This is a genomic window from Cryptosporangium sp. NPDC048952 (assembly GCF_043197895.1).
Taxonomy (GTDB): Bacteria; Actinomycetota; Actinomycetes; order Mycobacteriales; family Cryptosporangiaceae; genus Cryptosporangium.
The window spans coordinates 1225012-1243638 of the sequence record NZ_JBICTY010000003.1 but is presented as its reverse complement, the minus strand read 5'-3'; the positions used below and the strand labels follow the sequence as shown (position 1 = coordinate 1243638).

The 18627-nt window shown below is 69.8% G+C and carries 20 protein-coding genes; 12 read left to right on the top strand and 8 right to left on the bottom strand.

Features of this window, described 5'->3' with window-relative positions:
• Window positions 1-7: 7 nt before the first annotated feature.
• The gene (locus ACGFY5_RS21880) at window positions 8-1525 is read left to right on the top strand and encodes a gamma-glutamyltransferase (protein WP_392722288.1); all 1518 of its coding nucleotides are present in this window, start codon (window positions 8-10) and stop codon (window positions 1523-1525) included.
• A 31-nt stretch (window positions 1526-1556) separates the two neighbouring features.
• On the opposite strand, the gene ACGFY5_RS21875 is transcribed toward ACGFY5_RS21880, so the two are convergent.
• Both ACGFY5_RS21875 and ACGFY5_RS21870 read right to left on the bottom strand, forming a co-directional pair.
• A complete protein-coding gene (locus ACGFY5_RS21875) occupies window positions 1557-2153 on the bottom strand; it encodes a TetR/AcrR family transcriptional regulator (RefSeq protein ID WP_392722286.1) in 597 nt (198 codons plus the stop codon).
• Between the two features lie 62 nt (window positions 2154-2215).
• Window positions 2216-3112 (bottom strand): hypothetical protein, encoded by an 897-nt coding sequence (locus tag ACGFY5_RS21870; protein WP_392722284.1) that lies wholly within the window; start codon window positions 3110-3112, stop codon window positions 2216-2218.
• Window positions 3113-3187: 75 nt separating this feature from the next.
• Between ACGFY5_RS21870 and ACGFY5_RS21865 the strand changes: the two genes are divergently transcribed.
• Complete coding sequence (locus ACGFY5_RS21865; protein ID WP_392722283.1) at window positions 3188-3691, top strand: DoxX family protein; 504 nt, start codon at window positions 3188-3190, stop codon at window positions 3689-3691.
• Window positions 3692-3736: 45 nt separating this feature from the next.
• Window positions 3737-5218 carry an AMP-binding protein gene (locus tag ACGFY5_RS21860; RefSeq protein WP_392722281.1) on the top strand — a complete coding sequence of 494 codons (1482 nt, stop codon included), beginning with the start codon at window positions 3737-3739 and terminating at the stop codon, window positions 5216-5218.
• 83 nt (window positions 5219-5301) lie between these two features.
• Here ACGFY5_RS21860 and ACGFY5_RS21855 read toward each other — a convergent pair whose 3' ends face one another.
• On the bottom strand, window positions 5302-6522 hold the full coding sequence (locus ACGFY5_RS21855) for an acyl-CoA dehydrogenase family protein (RefSeq protein WP_392722279.1): 1221 nt from the start codon (window positions 6520-6522) through the stop codon (window positions 5302-5304).
• Window positions 6519-7628 (bottom strand): acyl-CoA dehydrogenase family protein, encoded by a 1110-nt coding sequence (locus tag ACGFY5_RS21850; RefSeq protein ID WP_392722277.1) that lies wholly within the window; start codon window positions 7626-7628, stop codon window positions 6519-6521. The genes ACGFY5_RS21855 and ACGFY5_RS21850 overlap by 4 nt, the downstream gene beginning before the upstream one ends.
• A 47-nt stretch (window positions 7629-7675) precedes the next feature.
• Here ACGFY5_RS21850 and ACGFY5_RS21845 point away from each other — a divergent pair, with 47 nt between their 5' ends.
• From ACGFY5_RS21845 to ACGFY5_RS21825, 5 genes are read left to right on the top strand one after another with little or no spacing between them, the layout of a single operon-like run.
• On the top strand, window positions 7676-8542 hold the full coding sequence (locus ACGFY5_RS21845; RefSeq protein ID WP_392722275.1) for an AAA family ATPase: 867 nt from the start codon (window positions 7676-7678) through the stop codon (window positions 8540-8542).
• Window positions 8539-9201 (top strand): alpha/beta fold hydrolase, encoded by a 663-nt coding sequence (locus tag ACGFY5_RS21840; protein ID WP_392722273.1) that lies wholly within the window; start codon window positions 8539-8541, stop codon window positions 9199-9201. Before ACGFY5_RS21845 ends, ACGFY5_RS21840 begins: the two co-directional genes overlap by 4 nt.
• Entirely contained in the window at window positions 9201-10577 is a 1377-nt protein-coding gene (locus ACGFY5_RS21835; RefSeq protein WP_392722272.1) for a VWA domain-containing protein, read from the top strand. Before ACGFY5_RS21840 ends, ACGFY5_RS21835 begins: the two co-directional genes overlap by 1 nt.
• A gap of 34 nt (window positions 10578-10611) precedes the next feature.
• Window positions 10612-11100 (top strand): MaoC family dehydratase N-terminal domain-containing protein, encoded by a 489-nt coding sequence (locus ACGFY5_RS21830; RefSeq protein WP_392722270.1) that lies wholly within the window; start codon window positions 10612-10614, stop codon window positions 11098-11100.
• 10 nt (window positions 11101-11110) lie between these two features.
• Complete coding sequence (locus ACGFY5_RS21825) at window positions 11111-11524, top strand: MaoC/PaaZ C-terminal domain-containing protein (RefSeq protein WP_392722269.1); 414 nt, start codon at window positions 11111-11113, stop codon at window positions 11522-11524.
• Window positions 11525-11674: 150 nt separating this feature from the next.
• Here ACGFY5_RS21825 and ACGFY5_RS21820 read toward each other — a convergent pair whose 3' ends face one another.
• The 3 genes from ACGFY5_RS21820 to ACGFY5_RS21810 form a co-directional block, all read right to left on the bottom strand.
• Complete coding sequence (locus tag ACGFY5_RS21820) at window positions 11675-12103, bottom strand: ArsR/SmtB family transcription factor (protein ID WP_392722268.1); 429 nt, start codon at window positions 12101-12103, stop codon at window positions 11675-11677.
• Between the two features lie 105 nt (window positions 12104-12208).
• Entirely contained in the window at window positions 12209-13000 is a 792-nt protein-coding gene (locus tag ACGFY5_RS21815) for an enoyl-CoA hydratase/isomerase family protein (protein ID WP_392722266.1), read from the bottom strand.
• 31 nt (window positions 13001-13031) lie between these two features.
• Window positions 13032-14471, bottom strand: a complete 1440-nt coding sequence (locus tag ACGFY5_RS21810; RefSeq protein ID WP_392722265.1) for an NAD-dependent succinate-semialdehyde dehydrogenase — start codon at window positions 14469-14471, stop codon at window positions 13032-13034.
• A 161-nt stretch (window positions 14472-14632) separates the two neighbouring features.
• Between ACGFY5_RS21810 and ACGFY5_RS21805 the strand changes: the two genes are divergently transcribed.
• The 4 genes from ACGFY5_RS21805 to ACGFY5_RS21790 are packed head-to-tail and all read left to right on the top strand — an operon-like array spanning window position 14633 to window position 17092.
• Window positions 14633-15493 carry a 3-hydroxyacyl-CoA dehydrogenase family protein gene (locus ACGFY5_RS21805; protein ID WP_392722264.1) on the top strand — a complete coding sequence of 287 codons (861 nt, stop codon included), beginning with the start codon at window positions 14633-14635 and terminating at the stop codon, window positions 15491-15493.
• Window positions 15493-15804, top strand: coding sequence for a hypothetical protein (locus tag ACGFY5_RS21800; protein ID WP_392722262.1), 312 nt, complete (start codon window positions 15493-15495; stop codon window positions 15802-15804). The genes ACGFY5_RS21805 and ACGFY5_RS21800 overlap by 1 nt, the downstream gene beginning before the upstream one ends.
• Window positions 15805-15820: 16 nt before the next feature.
• Window positions 15821-16759, top strand: a complete 939-nt coding sequence (locus ACGFY5_RS21795; RefSeq protein WP_392722261.1) for a VOC family protein — start codon at window positions 15821-15823, stop codon at window positions 16757-16759.
• A gap of 21 nt (window positions 16760-16780) precedes the next feature.
• A complete protein-coding gene (locus ACGFY5_RS21790; RefSeq protein ID WP_392722260.1) occupies window positions 16781-17092 on the top strand; it encodes a hypothetical protein in 312 nt (103 codons plus the stop codon).
• Window positions 17093-17139: 47 nt separating this feature from the next.
• Here the strand turns inward: ACGFY5_RS21790 and ACGFY5_RS21785 are convergent, their stop codons facing one another.
• Window positions 17140-18564 carry an APC family permease gene (locus ACGFY5_RS21785; protein ID WP_392722258.1) on the bottom strand — a complete coding sequence of 475 codons (1425 nt, stop codon included), beginning with the start codon at window positions 18562-18564 and terminating at the stop codon, window positions 17140-17142.
• Window positions 18565-18627 lie beyond the last annotated feature (63 nt).

Genomic DNA, 18627 nt, shown 5'->3' with positions numbered 1-18627 from the left:
CGCCGGCGTGACTACTTCCGTTGCGCTGGCCGCGCCGCATCCTGCCGCTCTCGACGCCGCGCGGGCGGTCGTGGCGGCGGGAGGCGGCGCCGTGGACGCCGCGGTGGCGGCCGCGGCCGCGCTCGCGGTGGTGTATCCGCACCAGTGCTCGGCGGGTGGCGACCTGGTCGCGCTCGTGCGGTCGGCCGACGTGGACCGCCGGGGGGTGCGGTCCGGTGACGGGAAGACCCGGGCGGTGTTGTCGATCGGCGCGGCGGCGGTGGGGATCGATCTCGCCGGTCATGACCGGATGCCGTTCAGTGGGCCGTTGACCATCACCGTGCCCGGTGCGGTGGCGGGCTGGGCCCGGGTCGCGACGCTCGGCGCGCGGCTGCCGTTCGCCGAGTTGCTGGCACCGGCGATCGCGCTGGCCGAGAACGGGGTCGCGGTCAGCGAGGGGGTACGCCGGGCCGTGGAAGGTCGCCGGGAGCACGTCCGAGCGGACCCGGGGTTGTCCGGGCTGCTGCTCGACGCGGCCGGCGAGCCCCGGTCGGTGCTGCACCAGCCCGCTCTCGCGTCGACGTTACGGACCGTCGCCGACGACTGGACGTCGTTCTACCGTGGGCGGTTGGCGGAGAGGCTGGTGGCCGGGCTGGGTCGCCTGGGGAGCCCGCTCGCGGCCGTGGACCTCGCCGCGCACGAGGCGGAGGTCGTCGATCCGCTCTCGACGACGGTGGACGGGGCCACCTGGTACGCGGCCCCGCCGCCCACCCAGGGCGCCACCCTGCTGGCGATCCTGGGCTCGTCCGACCCTCTCGGCGACGCCTATCGGGCCCGGGCGGCCCGCGACTCGTTGCTCGGCGACCCCCGCGGCGGCCCGATCGACGTCGACGCCCTCCGCCTCCGGACGAGCGGGGTTGCGGTTGAGGCCGTGGTGGCGCCGAAGCCGTGGGGAGACACGGTGGCGGTGACCGCGGTGGGTGCCGACGGTACAGCGGTGACGCTGATTCAGAGCGTGTTCCAGAGCTTCGGCGCGGGGCTGTTGGAGCCGGAGACCGGTGTGGTGCTGCACAACCGGGGCGCGTCGTTCACGCTGCAGACCGGGCATCCCGGGCGGGTCCGGCCGGGTGTGCGTCCGCCGCACACGCTGTGTCCGTCGCTGGCCGTCACGCCCGACGCGGTGGTGGCACTGGGTTGCATGGGTGGCCGATCGCAAGCGTGGATCCTGGCTCAGGTCGCCGCGGACGTGCTCGACGCCGACGACCTGGCCGCGCTCGTCGCCCGGCCGCGCTGGGTGATCGGTTCGCAGGAGATCGACCGGGAGGTCGACACGCTCCTACTCGAACCCGGGACGCCCGGCTCGGACCCGCTCGCCCACGCGGCCGGAAATCTGGGCCTCGCCGTGGAGACCACACCGCACCGCCACGACAACTCCGGCCACGTCCAGGTGGCCCGCCTCCGCAACGGCGTGGTCGACGCCGCCGGCGACCCCCGCGCCGACGGTCGCGGCGCGGTCTTCTCCCAGCGCGGTGGTCACGACGGTTAGCCGGGTCCCCAGCGCGCGGATTGCCGGGAGGTCAGGCCACGCCGCGACCGGCGGCCGGCTCCAACAGGGGGCGGAGGCCGCGGACGATGTTCGTGATGCCGAACTCGAGCTCGCTCGACGGGTCGTGGCCCTTCCGTTCGACCAGCAGGTAGCCCTGGGTGAAGACGGAAAGCGTGAAGAACGCGTGTTGCACGAGCGGGGCCGGCAATCCGGCCTTCTCGAGCGCGGCGAACAGCTCTTGGGCGCGTGGCCACGACTGCGCCGACAGGTCCGCCCCGGGCACGCCGATCTGACGCACGATCAGGTCGCACGCGAGGTCGTCACTGGCCAGCAGGCCGTGGAAATCCAGGAAGAAGTTGCGCAGCAACTCCTCCCAATCGTCCCCCCGCAGCGGCGGCATCCGCTCGTAGAACGACGTGAGCGCGGCCTCGGTCATCGCCGCGACCAGTTCCCGCTTCGTGCGGAAGTACCAGTAGATGCTGGTGACCCCCACGTCGAGATGGGTGGCCAACTGCGGAATGCTCCACTGCTCGATCGGCGTCTCGCGGTAGAACTCGAACGCCCCGGCGATGATGTCGCCGGGATTGATCGAGCCACGGGCCCGCCGCGTACGCGCCGACTTCGGCATGGTGGACCTCCCGCTCGACACACCGGACCGGTAAAGCCTACCGGAAGGCCTGCGGGAACCCGCTAGCCCAGCAGAACCGCCTGCGAGATCTGCACGACGGGCGCTCCGGACCCGGTCCGGAACTCGGCCATCGCGTGCGCGTGCGACTCGGTGGACACCCCGCCGAGCCGGTTGAGCGTCAGGCCCGTCCCTACCGGCCCGCTGAAGGCAATTGTCGACGCCACCACGGTCGCCGGAACCCCACCGGGCACCGCCGCCGCGACCCCCACATACGCGAGCAACGCCCGCTGAGCAGTCGGATCAAGCCCTCCGATCGCCTCGAGCACCCCCGCCGGCACCAGCCCGCTCCCGGCCGTGCCATCAGCGGCGCGAGCGCGGCCCACCGCGCCCCCGCGGCCGCCCGGCGCGCCATCAGCGCCCGGCGCGTTCCCAGCGGCAGCATCGCCGCTCGTCGCGTCGTCGGCGGCGCCGCCGCGGCCCGCCGCACCACTACCGCCGCTCGGCGCGCCCCCAGCGGCTTCGCCGCCGCTCGCCTCGTCGTCGGCGGCCGGGGCGTCGGGGATGAGGAGAACCACGGCGTGGCCGTGGGTGCGGCGCGGGCCGCGGGGTGAGCCGCGCTGGTCGACGGTGAGGCGGGCGGTCACGTCACCCGCCGCCCCCTCGTGCACGATCTCGACGCGAATCCGCAGCGACCGGCGCGCCGACGCCACAGCCCCGGGCGACCACGACACCACCGAAACCCGGCACCCCGGAACAGCCCGCTCCGCGGCGACCACCAACCCGGCCACCACCTGCGCACCGGGAAACACCGGCCACTCGGCGTCGGCCGCCATGGCCAGAAAGTCCCCGGCACCCACGCGCCACACGTTCAGCGCGCGAATCAGCCGCTCGACCTCCGGCGTCCGCCAGACGTCCGCCGCCTCGCCACCTAACCTTCCGGCAGGGACGGCCCGCAACACTCGTGCTCCACCCACACCCCTAGTCAGCCATATGATTAGATAGTCGTCAACATTTAGATGGATTAGAGGGTGCCCATGGACTGGGTAGATGTCGGTCTGCTGCTGATCCGCCTGAGCCTCGGCGCCACCCTGCTGATGCACGGCTGGAACCACTGGTTCGGCGGCGGCAAGATCCCCGGCACCGCCGGCTGGTTCGAGAGCCTCGGCTTACGCCCCGGCGTCTTCCACGCCTGGGCCAGCGTCGTCACCGAAATCGCCGCCGGACTCGGGCTCGTCGTCGGCCTCTTGACGCCGCTGGCCTGCGCGGCCACCGTCGGAGTCATGGCCGTGGCCGCGATCGTCGCCCACCGGCCGAACGGCTTCTTCGTCTTCCGCGACGGCTACGAGTACGTCCTGATGATCGCCGTCATCTGCGTGGCGCTCGGCGCTATCGGGCCGGGCAGGATCTCCCTCGACCACGCCCTCGACATCGAGATCACCGGCCTGGCCGGGTTCCTGATCGCCCTGCTCGTCGGCCTCGGCGGCACCGCGTTCCTGCTGGCCACGACGTGGCGGCCGGCCAAGACACCCGCCGAGTGACGACCAATGCGTTGACATCTCTCTAACGAAGACGGCAGGAGCACGATGAACCTCCTCACCCTGCTCGACATGACCGTCGCCGGGCACGGCGATCGGGTCCTCCTCGGTACCCTCCAGAACGGGCTCACCGGCTTCGACCTGCAGCAGCGCGCGCGGGTCGGCGCGGCCCACGTGCTCGACGCGCACGCCCGCACCGTGGTCTACCTCGGCGAGAACGGCGTCGGCTTCCCGATCGCGCTGTTCGCCGCGTCCACGGCCGGTGTGCCGTTCCTCCCGCTCAACTACCGGCTCTCACGTGAACAGCTGGTCGATGTCATCAAGGCGCAGGACAGCCCGTACGTGATCAGCGAGGACCCGTCGATCGCGCCCGAGGCGATCACTGTCGACGACTGGCTCGCCCTCACCGCGGGCGGTGCCCCCGAGGTCACCCTCCCGCCCGAGCCCGACCCGGACGCCGAAGCCGTGCTGCTCCTCACCAGCGGCACCACCGCGGCCCCGAAGAGCGCGGTGCTGCGCCACAAGCACCTCGCGTCGTACGTTCTCGACACCGTCGAGTTCAGCGGGGCCGCGGACACCGACGCTGTCGTCGTCAGCGTGCCGCCGTACCACATCGCCGCGGTCGCGAACCTGCTGTCCAACCTGTACACCGGTCGGCGGATCGTCTACCTGGACAAGTTCACGCCGGAGGGGTGGCTGGGCACGGTCGCCGAGCAGCGCGTGACGCACGCGATGGTCGTGCCGACGATGCTGTCCCGGATCGTGGACGCGCTCGAAGCGGGTACCGAGAGTCCTACGACGCTCCGTTCGCTCTCGTACGGCGGGGCTCCGCTCGCGCCCTCGATTCTGCAGCGGGCGCTGGCGTTGTTGCCGGGGGTCGGGTTCGTCAACGCCTACGGGCTCACCGAGACGTCCTCGTCGATCGCGGTGCTCGGCCCCGACGATCACCGGGCGGCCGCGGCGAGTGACGATCCGGCAGTCCGGGCCCGCCTCGGTTCGGTCGGACGGCCCTTGCCGAGCGTCGAGATCGAGATTCGGGATGCGAACGACGTGCCTGCGCCCGTGCAGCAGATCGGGGCGATTTTCGTGCGGGGACCGCAGGTCGCCGGGGAGTACCGGCAGGGGGGCAGTCGCGTGGACGCGAACGGCTGGTTCCCGACCCGCGACGAGGGTTACCTGGACGCCGACGGCTACCTGTTCGTGAAAGGGCGCGCCGACGACACGATCATCCGCGGTGGCGAGAACATCGCGCCGGCGGAGATCGAGGACGTCATCCAGCAGTTGCCGGGGGTGGCCGAGGCGGTCGTGGTCGGGATTCCGGACGAGGAGTGGGGGCAGCGGATCGGCGCGTTCGTGATTCCCCGGCCCGGTGCGGACCTGAGCGAGGACGGTGTGCGCGCGTACGTGCGGAGCGTGCTGCGCTCGTCGAAGACGCCCGACGTGGTGACGTTCGTGGCCGAACTCCCCCGGACCCCCACCGGCAAAATCCTCCGCCGAGAACTCATCCCCGCAACTCCCCCGGCCCCCTAGGCCGCCGCGACGGCCGAGCCGCCCGCCGGCTCGGCCGCAGCGCAAAGGACCACCCACCCGGGTGGCCCTTTTCGCGTGGGCAGTTAGGCGCGGCCCTGCTTCACGTCCTTGAACGGGACGTCCCGGTCGGCAGCGGGTTCCCGCGGCATCCCCAGCACCCGCTCGGAGATCACGTTCCGCGCCATCTCGGTGGAGCCACCACCGAGACTCCCGGCCTGCCGGTTCAAGAACAGCTCCCCCACCTCACCAGTGGGACCCGTCACCGCAGCACTCCCGGCGATCTCGAGCCGGATGTCCGAGTCACGCCAATCGGTCTCGGCATGGAACAGCCGGGTCATCGACGCCGACGGCCCCGGCAGATGCCCACCCGCGAGCCCGGCCCCCACCCTGGTGATCAGCGCCGCCTGCACCAGGTGATTGGCCCGCGACTCCCCGATCAGTTCCCGAACCTTCACGTCGTCGAGCCGGCCGACAGACCGGGCCAGGTCGGTCAGCGGACGCGACGCAGCCGGCGCCACACCCCGCCCGACCCCGCTGACGTACGGCGACCCGCCCCCCATCGACGTGCGCTCCCAATACAGCTGCCGCGACGCCACCGCCCAGCCGCCGTTCACCTCACCGACGACCGCGTCGGCGGGCAGCATCACGTCGTCGAAGAACTCCTCGCAGAACTCCGTGGAGCCGTTCACCTGGCGGATGCGCCGGATCGTGACGCCGTCCGCGTGCACGGGTACCAGGAACATCGTGAGTCCGGCGTGCTTGGGCACCGACCAGTCGGTGCGGACCAGGCAGAGCCCGTAGTCCGCGGCATATGCCCCGGAGCTCCAAATCTTCGCCCCGTTCAGGATCCACACGTCACCGTCACGCTCGGCACGCGTCGTGACCCCGGCCAGGTCCGACCCACCACGCGGCTCCGACAGGAACTGCACCATGAGCTCGTCGCCGCGCAACGCCCCGCCGATGCGGTCACGCTTCTGCTGCTCGCTGCCCATGTCGAGGATCGTCGCCGCGCAGATCGAGAGCGTCGGGATGTTGATCCGGAACGGCAGTTCGTAGGGCCGGCTTTCGGCGTTGAACGCGCGCTGGTGCTCCGGCGTGAGGCCGAGCCCCCCGTACTCGCTGGGGAACGCGATTCCGGCGAAGCCCCCGTTCCACAGCATCTTCTGCAGCTCGCGGGTGCGGTTCCAGGACGCCGTGTCGTTTTCCGGGTCGTCCAGCGTCGGATCGCGGTCCTCGATCCGCGGCATGTTGTCGGCGAGCCAGGCCTTCGCGCTGACCCGGAACTCCTCGACCGAAATGCTCATGCCGCCTTCCCCTTCGCGATGACGCCCTGCTGTCCGATAACGAGGCGAGCGAGCGTCCGCCGGTGCTCTTCCGGTGTCCCGTAGAGCGCCCGGTTGACGGTTGCGCGCCGTAGGTAGAGGTGCAGGTCGTGTTCCCAGGTGACGCCGATGCCGCCGTGGATCTGGACGCAGTCCTGAATGATCTCGACGGACTTCGTACCGACGTACGACCCGGCGGCGGCCACGAGCTCGGCGGCGTTCGGCGCACGGTCCTGCACCGCGCGGCCGGCCGCCGACACGATGCCGTGGATCGCTTCGAGCCACGTCTTCATGTCCGCGAAGCGGTGCTTGAGCGCCTGGTAGGACGCCAGCGGCCGGCCGAACGAGTAGCGGTCGAACGCCCACGCGACGGTGAACTCGAAGACGCGGTCGACGGCACCGGCGGTCTCCGCGCTCTGCAGCAGCGATGCGATCAGGCACTGCCGCTCGACCGACGCGGACACCAGCGCCGACGCCGGCACGTGCACGTCGTCCAGATGAACCGTGCCGAACCGCCGGACCAGGTCCAGCGACTTCACCGGCTCCACCCGCACGTCCGCGGCCGGCACCAGGAACTGTCCGGCGTCGGCGGTGACCAGGAACAGGTCCGCCTGGTCCGCGGTTTCCACCGGGTTCTTGACGCCGTTGAGCGTCCACCCGTCGGCGGTCTCGACAGCGGTCACACCCGGTGCGGAAGGGTTGAACCCGCTCACTGGCTCGTGCACGGCCCACGTCGCCACGGTCTCGCCGGAGACGAGAGCCTCGAGAGTTTCCGCATGTCCCCCGGCCTCCACCAGCGCCGCGATCACCGTATTCACCGGCCCCAACGGCCCCGGCGACACCATCCGCCCCATCTCTTCGGCGACGATCAACAGGTCGAGCAGCCCCGCGTCGGAGACGCTGCCCCCGCCCTGGTCCTCGGGAACCAGCAGCGCGGTCCAGCCGAGTTCGGCACCCCGCGTCCACCAGTCGCGCCGGAAGCCTTCGGACGCCCACTCCCGCACGGTGGATAGCGGCACCTCGGTGTCGAGGAACTTTTTGGTCGTCGCCCGGAAGAGTTTCTGGTCCGGGGTGAGGTCAAAATCCATGAAGCTCCTCCGGCGATATACTTTGACAGTTCTGAAATTATGCAGGGATGGCCGACCCGTCAAGGAGCCTCGTGGCATTCAACTCTGCCCAGGACGTCGCCGACCGGTTACGTGCGGTCGACTACCTTCCCGACGACCGCATCGCCGGCACCGTCCACCTCGCCGCCCGGATGGGGAAGCCGGTGCTGGTCGAAGGCCCCGCCGGCACCGGCAAGACCGAACTCGCGAAGTCCGTGGCCCTCGCGACCGGCTCCCGGCTCATCCGCCTGCAGTGTTACGAAGGCCTCGACGAAGCCCGCGCGCTGTACGAGTGGGACTTCCGCAAGCAACTCCTGCACATCCAGGCCGGCTCCGGCACGAACGACCTGTTCGCCGAGGAGTTCCTGCTCGCGCGGCCGCTGCTCGCCGCGATCCGCGCCGAGGACCCGGTCGTGCTGCTCGTCGACGAGGTCGACCGGCTCGAAGTCGAGACCGAAGCGCTGCTGCTCGAGGTGCTCTCGGACTACCAGGTGTCGGTGCCCGAACTCGGCACGATCACAGCGACCCGCACGCCGCAGGTCTTCCTCACGTCGAACGCGAGCCGTGAGCTCTCCGAGGCGCTGAAGCGGCGGTGCCTGTTCCTGCACCTGGACTATCCGGATGCCGAACGCGAGAAGGACATCGTGCTGGCCCGCGTGCCCGGCATCTCGGAGCGGCTCGCCGCCCAGGTCGCGGACGTCGTGCGGTCGCTGCGGGCGATGGATCTGAAGAAGCGCCCGTCGGTGTCCGAGACGCTGGACTGGGCCCACGCGCTCGTTCTGCTGTCGCAGGAGAGCGTCACCGATGCGGGAGTGCGGGATTACTTGCACGTGCTATTGAAGAACCAGAGCGACATCGCCCTGGCCACTGAGCGCTTCTCCGGAGTGTCGGCATGACTGTTTTGCTGGTGCACGGTGCCGGGTCGACGATCGAGCACAACTACCGGCGGGCCGGGTGGATCGATCTGTTGGAGGCGTCCGGGCGGGAGGTCGTCGGCTACCACCTGCCGGGACACGGGCCCGGCATGGCGCCCGACCTGCCGGACGGTGACGCGATCGTCGACGACGTCCTGCGGTTTCTCGGTGACCGGGAGCCGGTGGACGCTGTTGCGTTCTCGGCGGGCGCGCAGCTGTTGGCGGCGGTGGCGGCACGGGAACCCGCGCGGTTCCGGCGGCTCGTGCTGATGGGGGTGGGCGACGGGGTGTTGCGGCCCAACGTGCGCGGCATCGCGGAGCTTGCGGCCGCGTTGGCCAGTGGGGAGGACGTGAGTGTCGCGCGCGTGTTCCGGCGCGCGGCTCGGTCGGCCGGGAACGACGTGGACGATGTTCGGCGGTACCTGGAGATCCCGAAGCCGCCGGTTTCGGCGGATGACCTCGCGAAGGTGCAGGCCGCTGTCCTGGTCGTTCTCGGTGACCGTGATTTCAACGGCCCCGCGGACGATCTCGTGGCGGCGTTCGGTAACGCGTCGTTGCGGATGGTGCCGGGGGTCGATCACTTCGGGTTGACGTCGGACGTGCGTTGTCTGGAGGCTGTTTTGGCCTTTGTGGAGGCCTGATGCTTTCTGCGGTGGAGAGCCTGGTCGCGGAGTTGCGGGCGGTCGGGTTGCCGATCTCGGTGAGCGAGCAGGTCGACGCTCTGCGCGCGCTGGAGTTCACCGATCTGGGTCGGCGGGCCGACGTACAGGTCGCGTTGCGCGCCGCGTTGGTGAAGACGTCCGCGCACGAGCACGCCTTCGACACGGTCTTCGACCTCTTCTTCCGCCCGGTCCGCGCGGGTTCCGGTACGGGGTTGGCTGAGCTCACCGACCAAGAACTCAAAGCCCTCCTGATCGACGCTCTGAGGGCGGGCGATGTCGCGTTGCGGCGTGCCATCGCCGTGGTCCTCGTGGACCGCCACGCCGACGTCCAACCGGGCCGCCCGGTAGCCGGCACCTACTACCTCTACCGCACCCTCCAAGCCCTCGACCCCGACTCCCTCACCACCGCCCTACTAGCCGCCACCGCAAAACCCGCAGCGCCCCCTTTTCCCCCGGCGCCGGGAACCGACTCCCTCGCCGCGCGGCTTGCGGTCGAGCGTGCCGAAGCGGCGGTGCAGGGGTTTCGGGTGGAACTCGAGGCGGAGATCCGGACTCGGTTGGTCCGGGATCGGGGGGCCGCGGCGGTGGCCAAGACGTTGCGGACTCCGTTGCCGGAGGATGTGGCGTTCCTGAACGCGTCGGCCAAGGAGATCGCCTCGCTGCGGGAAACCGTGGACCCGCTCGCCCGCGTGCTGGCGGCCCGGCTCGCGCAAGGGAGGCGCCACCGCAGGGCCACGCGCCCGGACGTACGCCGCACCGTCCGTGCGGCACTCTCCACGGGCGGCGTGCCCGCCACCGTGCACTACCGCCCCCCGCGCCCGCCCAAACCGCGCCTGGTCGTGCTCGCCGACATCTCCGGCTCGGTCTCGACCTTCGCGACGTTCACCCTCTACCTCACCTCCGCCCTCCGCGGCGCCTTCGCCTCGGTACGCACCTTCGTCTTCGTCGACGGCGTCGACGAGGTCACCGACCTGCTCGCAGCAGAACCAGACCTCGCCGCCGCGACTCACCGCATCAACACCGAGGGCCTCGGTGTCTGGCTCGACGGCCACTCCGACTACGGCCACGCCTTCGAGGAGTTCTGGAAGGCCTCGAACAGCGCGATCACCAGCCGCACGACGGTGCTCGTCCTCGGCGACGCCCGCTCCAACTACCATGCCCCGCGCACCGAAACACTCCAGAAGATCCAGGCGAGGGCGGCCCAGCTCTACTGGCTCAACCCCGAGCCCCGCGCCGCCTGGAACAGCGGCGACTCCGTGATCGGCGAGTACGCACCGCACTGCGACGAGGTCGTCGAGTGCCGCACGGTGCGGCACCTCACAGCCTTCGTTGACAGCCTGGCCGATCAAAAGTAGAAACTTAGGCAAGCGTCAAAGCAATGGAGGCTCCATGCCCACGAACGTGTCCGACGCCATGCGGGGCGCGCTCGGCAACCTGCTCACGCGTCGGATCAGCTACCCCGTGTCCGCGTCGGACATCCGCAAGTGGGCACTTGCCGTGTACTGGCCGGAGAAGCCACCCCGGGAGTTCCTGGACGCCGACCGCGCCCCGGAGGACTTCAATCCGTTCGCGTGGGCCGTCGCAGGCGCCGAGAGCACGGGCCGCACGAGCGGGGGCACCAACGCCGCGGACCGCACCGAGCAGCTCGCCGGCATCCCCGGCCCAGGGCTGCAGTTCCAGCTCAACGGTGGCCTGGAGACCGAGTACGGCGCGCCGATCCGCCCCGGTGACGTCATCACCAGCGAAAACCGGCTCGACGCGTACTCCGAGCGCGAGGGCAAGCTCGGTCTGATGCTGTTCACGGTCACCGAGGACACCTGGACCAACCAGGACAGCACTGTCGTGAAGCGCAGCCGCATGACGCTGATCCGGTATTGAGGAGCGGGCAATGACCCAACAGGCCAGCACGGTACCGGTGGAAATCGGCGAGGAACTCCCGCCGTTCGTCCGGGAGACCGGGTTCGAGGTGTGGAACCGGTACGCCGCGGTGAACGACGAGTTCGTTCCGATCCACATGGACGACGAGGCGGGCAAGGCCGCGGGATATCCGTCCGCGTTCGGGATGGGCAATCTGCAGTGGTCCTACCTGCACATCCTGGTGCGGCAATGGCTGGCCGGTCGGGGGCGGATCGTCACGCTCTCGTGCCAGTTCCGGAACCCGAACCTCAAGGGCCAGACCGTGACCGCGCGAGGCGTCGTCGAGTCGATCGAGCCGGACGGCTCGGTGGTGCTGAACATCTGGACCGAGAACCAGGACGGCGCCAAGCTGGCCCCCGGCAGAGCCACAGTGGACTTCAACTGACCGGCGACGACTTCTCGGTCTTACGACGAGTTCCCGGGCCTACGGCGGGCCGCCGTAGGCCCGGGGACCCGTCGTAGGCCCAGGAAGTCGTCGTAGGCCCGGGAAGACGTGAGGGCCCACGGTGTGCGCGGGCCCTCACAGACGAAACGGCTACCAGGTCAGCAGCGTGACCTCGGACTCGCGGCCCTCGTCGCCGGCGGCCTGGCGCAGGCGGGTGGGGGCGGCGGCGCGGCGCCGACGGATCGGCGTCGGCTTGTGCTCGAGCTGGCCGCTGTCGGCGACGGCCCGGGGCTCGGGCGCGAGCGCCCAGATGTCGTCGATCAGTCCGCGCAGCACGTCGCGCCGGAGCGTGTAGAAGAAGTTCCGACCCTGCTTGCGCGTCGAGATCAACCCGGCCTGGCTCAGGATCTTCGTGTGGTACGAGATACTGGGCTTCGAGATCGGAAGCGTCTCTTCGAGCGTGCTGCACGCGAGCTCGTCGGTGGCAGCCATCTGCTGCACGATGCTCCAGCGGATCGGGTCGCCCAGGGCCTTGAAGACCTCGGTGGCGCTCACCGCGTCGGCGGAAGGTGGAGTCACTCTTTACTCCTCGCTTAGCCTGGCTAGACTCCCTCGGCTAGCGCTCGACATTCATAGAACTATCAATATACGCCGTGGAGCACAAAGCGAGCGGAGTGCTGCTCGTCACAGACCCTTGAAGTTCGGCGCGCGCCGGTTCCGCTTGGCGAGAATGCCCTCGTGCAGGTCGTCGGTCGTCATCGTGACCGGCTGAGCCAGCGCTTCCCACTGCAGCGAGGCTTCGAGCCCGTGCGCCGCCTGCTCGAGCCCGGCCTTCGTGAGCCGGGTGGCGATCGGCGCCGCCCCGGCAATTTGTTCGGCGATTTTCAAAGAATGCGCCAGGACGTCGTCGGCGACCCCGCCGATCAACCCCCACTCGAGCGCCTCCTCCGCGAACACCTCGCGGCCGGTATAGAGCATTTCCCGCGCCCGGGCGACGCCGATCGCCTCCTGGAGCAGCCAGGTGGCGCCCATCCCGGCGTGCGTGCCGAGGTAGATGAACGGCGTGCTGAACATCGCGCCCGGCCCCGCGTACCGCAGGTCGCAGGAGAGCGCGAGACACGCGGCCGCGCCCACGACCGGGCCGTTGATCGCGGCGATCACCGGGAACGGCAGCGACCGCGGTCGCAGCCACGTGCGGTAGAACGGCAGCATCCGGTCGCGCAGGCGGTCGGTCGTGACGTCGTGGCCGGCGGCCTGGTCGAGCCAGGACAGATCCGCGCCCGAGCAGAACGAGCTGCCCGCGCCGGTGACGACAGCGACTCGGGTCTCCCGGTCCTCGGCGACCTCCTCGATCGCTTCGGTCCAGGCGGCGGTCATCTCGCCGGTCATCGCGTTGCGCACGTCGGGCCGGTTGAGCGTGAGCAGCCGGACACCCGGCGAGGGCTCGTCGATCAGCACCGCGTCGTCCGTAGGCATGGCTGACACCTTAACCGCAGAAAGTCCGTGTTCAGATCGCCAGGCCGACGAGCTTCTCCTCGAGGTACTCGTCGATGCCCTTCGCGCCGCCCTCGCGGCCGAGGCCGCTCTCCTTCGTGCCGCCGAACGGTGCCGCCGCGGCCGTCGGGTTGATGTCGTTGATGCCGACGATCCCGAAGCGCAGCCCCTCGGACACGCGCGTGGCCCGCCCGATGTCGTTCGTGTAGACGTAGGACGCCAGCCCGTACGTCGTGTCGTTCGCCGCCTCGATCACCGCGCGCTCGTCGTCGAACGGCATCACCGCGGCGATCGGTCCGAACGTCTCCTCGCGGTAGATCGCCATGTCGGGCGTGACGTCGGCGAGCACGGTCGGGGCGTAGAAGTACCCGTCGTCGAGACCGGGTCCACTCAGCCGCTCGCCCCCGGTCAGCACCTGAGCGCCCCGCGCACGAGCGTCGTCCACGTGTCGTTCCATCTTGCTCAGAGCGTCGCCATCGATGAGGGGACCGATCCCGACGGCGGGATCCAGACCGGAGCCGGCGCGCAGCGCGGCGACACGTTCGCAGAGCGCTTCGACGAACCGCTCGTAGATCGGACGCTGCACGTAGATGCGGTTCGGGCAGATGCAGGCCTGGCCGGTGTTGAGGAACTTCACCAGCGCGGCGCCCTTCGCGGCGCGCACCGGATCGGCGTCGTCGAAGACCAGGAACGGCGCGTGGCCGCCGAGTTCCAGCGACACACGCTTCATCGTCGCGGCGGCGCGGGCCGCGAGCTGCTTGCCGACCTCGGTGGACCCGGTGAACGTCAGTTTCCGCACGGCCGCCGATTCCAGGAAGACCTCTCCGGTCGTCACCGGGTCGCTCGTCGTCACCAGGTTGACGGCACCGGCCGGTAACCCCGCGTCGTGGAAGATCTGGAACATCGCGACCGCGCAGAGCGGCGTCTGCTCGGCCGGTTTGAGCACGATCGTGCAGCCCGCGGCCAGTGCGGGCGCGACCTTGCGGGTGATCATCGAGATCGGGTAGTTCCACGGCGTGATCGCGGCGACGACACCCACCGGCTGACGCAACACCGTGAATCGCTGGTCGGCGCGGGCGGACGGGATCGTGCTCCCGTAGACGCGCTTGGCCTCCTCGGCGTACCAGGAGAGGAAATCGGCCGCGTAGCGCACCTCGTTGCGGGCCATCTTCAGCGGCTTGCCCTGCTCGCGGGTCATCAGCAACGCGAGGTCGTCGGCGCGCTCGAGCATCAGGCGGTGCGCGGCGGTCAGGAAGTCGGAGCGCTCGTAAGCGGTGCGCCGGGCCCAGGGCTCGAACGCCGTGGCTGCGGCCTCGACGGCGGAGACCGCGTCGCACCGGTCGGCGTCGGCGACCCGCCCGATGACCTCGCCGGATGCCGGGTCGGTCACCGCGAACGTCCGACCGTCGGCGGCGTCCTTCCAGGCTCCGTCCAGGTACAGAGTTCCGTCCATGAGCGCGACCCGCAATCAAAGCGTCGATAGTTTTGCAATCACCTAACGATAGCGGACGGATCGGGCTCCCACGGGTGATGCGAAGCCTTGTCCGCTCGCCACCCGCTCCGGTATAGATACATAGACAACATTCGAATTAGGCTGGCCTGCGAGGAGTTCGCGTGCAGATAAAGCGGGTAGCCGTGATCGGCTGCGGGACGATGGGCGGGGGCGTCGCGCAGGTCGCGGCTCAGCGCGGCTACGAGGTGGTCGTCGTCGAGAAGGACGCGGCTGCCGCGGAGGCCGGTCAGCAGCGCATCGTCACCGGGCTCGACCGGCAGCTCGACCGCGGCCGCATCACCGCCGGCGACAAGAAGGCTGCCCTCGACAAGCTGCGCTTCGGCACCGAGCTGGAGTCGATCACCGAAGCCGACCTCGTCGTCGAGGCGGTCTACGAGGACGTCGAGCTCAAGAAGGACCTGCTCAGCCGGATCGACGCGATCGTCGGCCCGGAGACGCTGATCGGCTCCAACACCTCGACGATCCCGCTGGTGATCCTCGCCGGGGCCACGAAGCGCCCGGAAGCGATCGTCGGGCTGCACTTCTTCAACCCGGTGCCGGTGATGAAGCTGGTCGAGGTCATCAAGACCCCGATCTCGCTGCCGGCCAACGTCGACGCGTTCACCGCGTTCGCGCGTGACCTCGGCAAGACGCCCGTGGTGATCAACGACGTCCCCGGCTTCGTCGGCAACCTGCTGGTCGTCCCCTTTCTGCTGGACGCCATCCGCGCGTTCGGGCGGGGCGTCGCGCCGAAGGAATCGATCGACGAGGTGCTGCAACTCGGCTTCAACCACCGCATGGGGCCGTTCCGCCTCGCCGACCTGATCGGCCTCGACATCGTCCACGACATGGCCGCGTCGATGTACGAGGAGTACAAGGATCCGAAGTATTTCCCGCCACCCCTGCTGAAGCAGTACGTCCGGCTCGGCTGGCTGGGGCAGAAGACCGGTCGCGGTTTCTACACGTACGACGGAGGTCAGTAATGGCAAAGACGCTGTTGCTCGTCTGGTCGACGCCGGCATCCCCGGACGTCGAGGCCGAGTTCAACCGGTGGTACGAGGAGACGCACATCCCGGAGCTGCGCGCCGCGGTCGGATCGATCGAGGTCGTGAACCGGTACCGGAAGCACGGCACCGACGGCGCGACCCGCTACCTCACGGTCTACGAGGTCGACGACGCTGACGTCGACGCCGCGACGGCCACGTTCTACGCCGGGATCGGCGGCACGACGCAGACCGACACGATCGACATGACCGGCAACCCGCCCGCCATCGAGTGGTACTCGCACCTCTGAGCCAAGGAAGTCCCTCATGCACCGAGTACCGAAGCAGACCGGTGACTACGGCATCGGCATCATGATCCACACGATCCACATGACCGACGACGTCAAGAAGCTCAACGACTTCTACCGCGACGTCTTCGGAGCGCAGATCTACATGGGCGCGGACGAGCCCAACTACCTGCCGCCGGAGGACCGGTGGGCCAGCCTGATGATGGTCTCGGACCTGTGCGTCGAGACGATGGCCCCGAACCTGGCGGTCGACGCCACGAAGCCGGTCGGCAAGTTCTACTCGAAGTTCGGGCGGCACTGGCACTCGGTCGGCTACAAGGTCGACGACCCCGCCGGCCTGGCGAACTACATGATCGAGCGCGGCATCTACATCGGCAGGCCGGGCGGCGGCAAGGTCGAGAAGATGGAGCCGGGGGTCCACTACTTCTTCCCGAGCCCGCGCGACATGTTCGGCCTGATGGCCGAGATGTGCGTGGTCGACATGCCGGGTGACCCGCGACTGCTGGACGACTGGTCGGAGAAGCAGCGCACGTGGGAGACCGACCACCCGCTGACGATCCGCCGGGTCGCGCACGTGATGCTCGGCGTCAAGGACGTGGAGGCGGCGACCGAGTCGTACGTCAAGCGGGTGCAGGCGGTGCCGCTGCAGAGCGGTGTCGACGACGTGACGCAGGCGAAGTTCCAGATCGTGCAGCTGGGGGACTCGCTGCTCAAGTTGGTCCAGCCACTGGACGACACGTCGGATCTCGGCCGTCACGTCGCGAAATACGGCAACATGATCTATGCCGTCACGTTCCGGGTCGCCGACCTCGACTCGGCCGAAGGATGGCTGGCCAAAAAGAACATCCGCACGAGTCGGCCGACGCCCACCACTGTCGCCGCAGACCCGGCCGACACCTGGGGTGCTCCCTACTTCTTCACCACGGAGTCGGTACCCAACGACCCGTTCGAAGCCTGATCCACCGCGAGGAGACCTCCGATGCCTACCTACTCCGTCGGGCAGCGCCTGCGTAGCGCTGTGTCCAGCGTCGAAGCGATCGTCGTCAAGGTGCCGAAGGGGGACGTGACGATCTCCTGCGCCGGGGCGCCGATGCTGCGGCCGGACGACAAGGCTGACGGGTCGCTGCCGCTTGCGGATCCGGCGCAGCGTCACACGCTGCTGGGGAAGCGGTACCTGGACGCGGACAGCGAGCTGGAGATGTTGTGCGTGGCGGCTGGGCCCGGTGAGATCGCTGTCGACGGCCGAACGCTCACGATCAAGACCGCCCAGCCCCTACCGGCATCGGACTGAGCACATGACGGAGGGGGCGGCCGATTCGGCCGCCCCCTCCGTCGCGCTCAGAACCGTCGCGGCTGCACCGGCGGCGGAGACGCCGGCCGCGGCTGCACCGGCGGCGGGGGCACCGCCGTCGCGATTCCCTTGCCGATCGCGGCGTACACCGTGGGGCGCGAACTTCGCAGCGTGAGCGCGTACAGCGCACCGGCGCAGAAGACCACAGCGATCAGCGCGGGGACCAGCCACGCGGCGTACGCCGGGGCGCCGGGCACGACAGTGCGCAGCCGCAGGACGCCGTAGAGGAACAGGCCACCGGTCAGGAACACCGCACTGACCCCCGCCACCACCTGGCCCTCCCACCCGAAGAAGCCACCTTCGTCGGCCTCCCCACGCATGAACCACAGAGCAGTCGCCGCCGAGGCCAACGTCAGCGAGCCGACGATCGACAGCCCGGCCGCGACGATCAGCCACTGCGCCAGCACACCGGTCTCCGAGAACGACGCGGCGAGCGCGACCAACCCACCGACGACCGGCTGGACGAGCCGGGCAGGCACCGGCGGCTGCTCCCCCGGCCGCTCGACCCGGAACACCGGCGGCAGGACCCCGTCCCGCGCCAACCCCGCCAACTGCCGCGAGGCAGCGTTGTTGATCACGATCGCGGTGACGAACAGGCCGATGACCAGGTTCGTCAACACGAGGTCCAGCACCAGCGACTGCGTTCCGACCCCGGCGAACTGGACGACGAGCGCCGGCACCAGCGTTACACCGTCAGCGGGCGACGCGGCAGCGTTCTCCGCTCCGGCCGCCACACTCACCGCCCAGGCACTGAACACCAGCACCAGCGTGGTGAGCCCGTACGACAACGAGGTGGCCTTCGGCACCGAACGCGCCGGATCAGCCAGCTCGGTGCTGTACGACGTACCGACCTCGGACCCGACGAACGCGGTCACCGCGAACACGAGCGCGACAGCGAACGAGCCGGACAGCAACCACGCCGGGTCCAGACTCTGGAACGAGACGCTGCCGCCACCGGCCGGGTTGCGCAGCGCGACCAGGTCGAACCAGAGCACGCCGACCGTCTGCTCGATCGCGACGACGATCGCGATCCAGGCGATCGCGCGCAGCGACAGGCGGATCGCCGCCAGAATGACGGCCAGCCCGATCAGCAGTGCGACAGTCGGTGCGAGGTCGACGCCGAACACGCTGGCGACGAGTGCCTGCAGGACCCGGGCGAGGAACCCGTAGAACCCGGCGGCGATACCGAGGTACGCGACGAACACGAGCGCCGCGGTGCCCAGGCCCACGACGCGGCCCAGGCCGAACGTCACCTGGACGTAGAGGCCGCCGGGGTGCCGGATCTGGCGTCCGAGCCCGCGGTAGCCGACGACGTATCCGAGCAGGATCACGCCGGCGAGCAGGAAGATCAGGGGTGTCGCGACCACCCGGCCGTAGGACCAGGCGGCGGGCATGACGGACCAGAGCAGCATGAGCGGTGCATGGGCGACGACAAGCAGTGCGACGAGGTGAGGGGTTCGGAGTCCCCGCTCGGT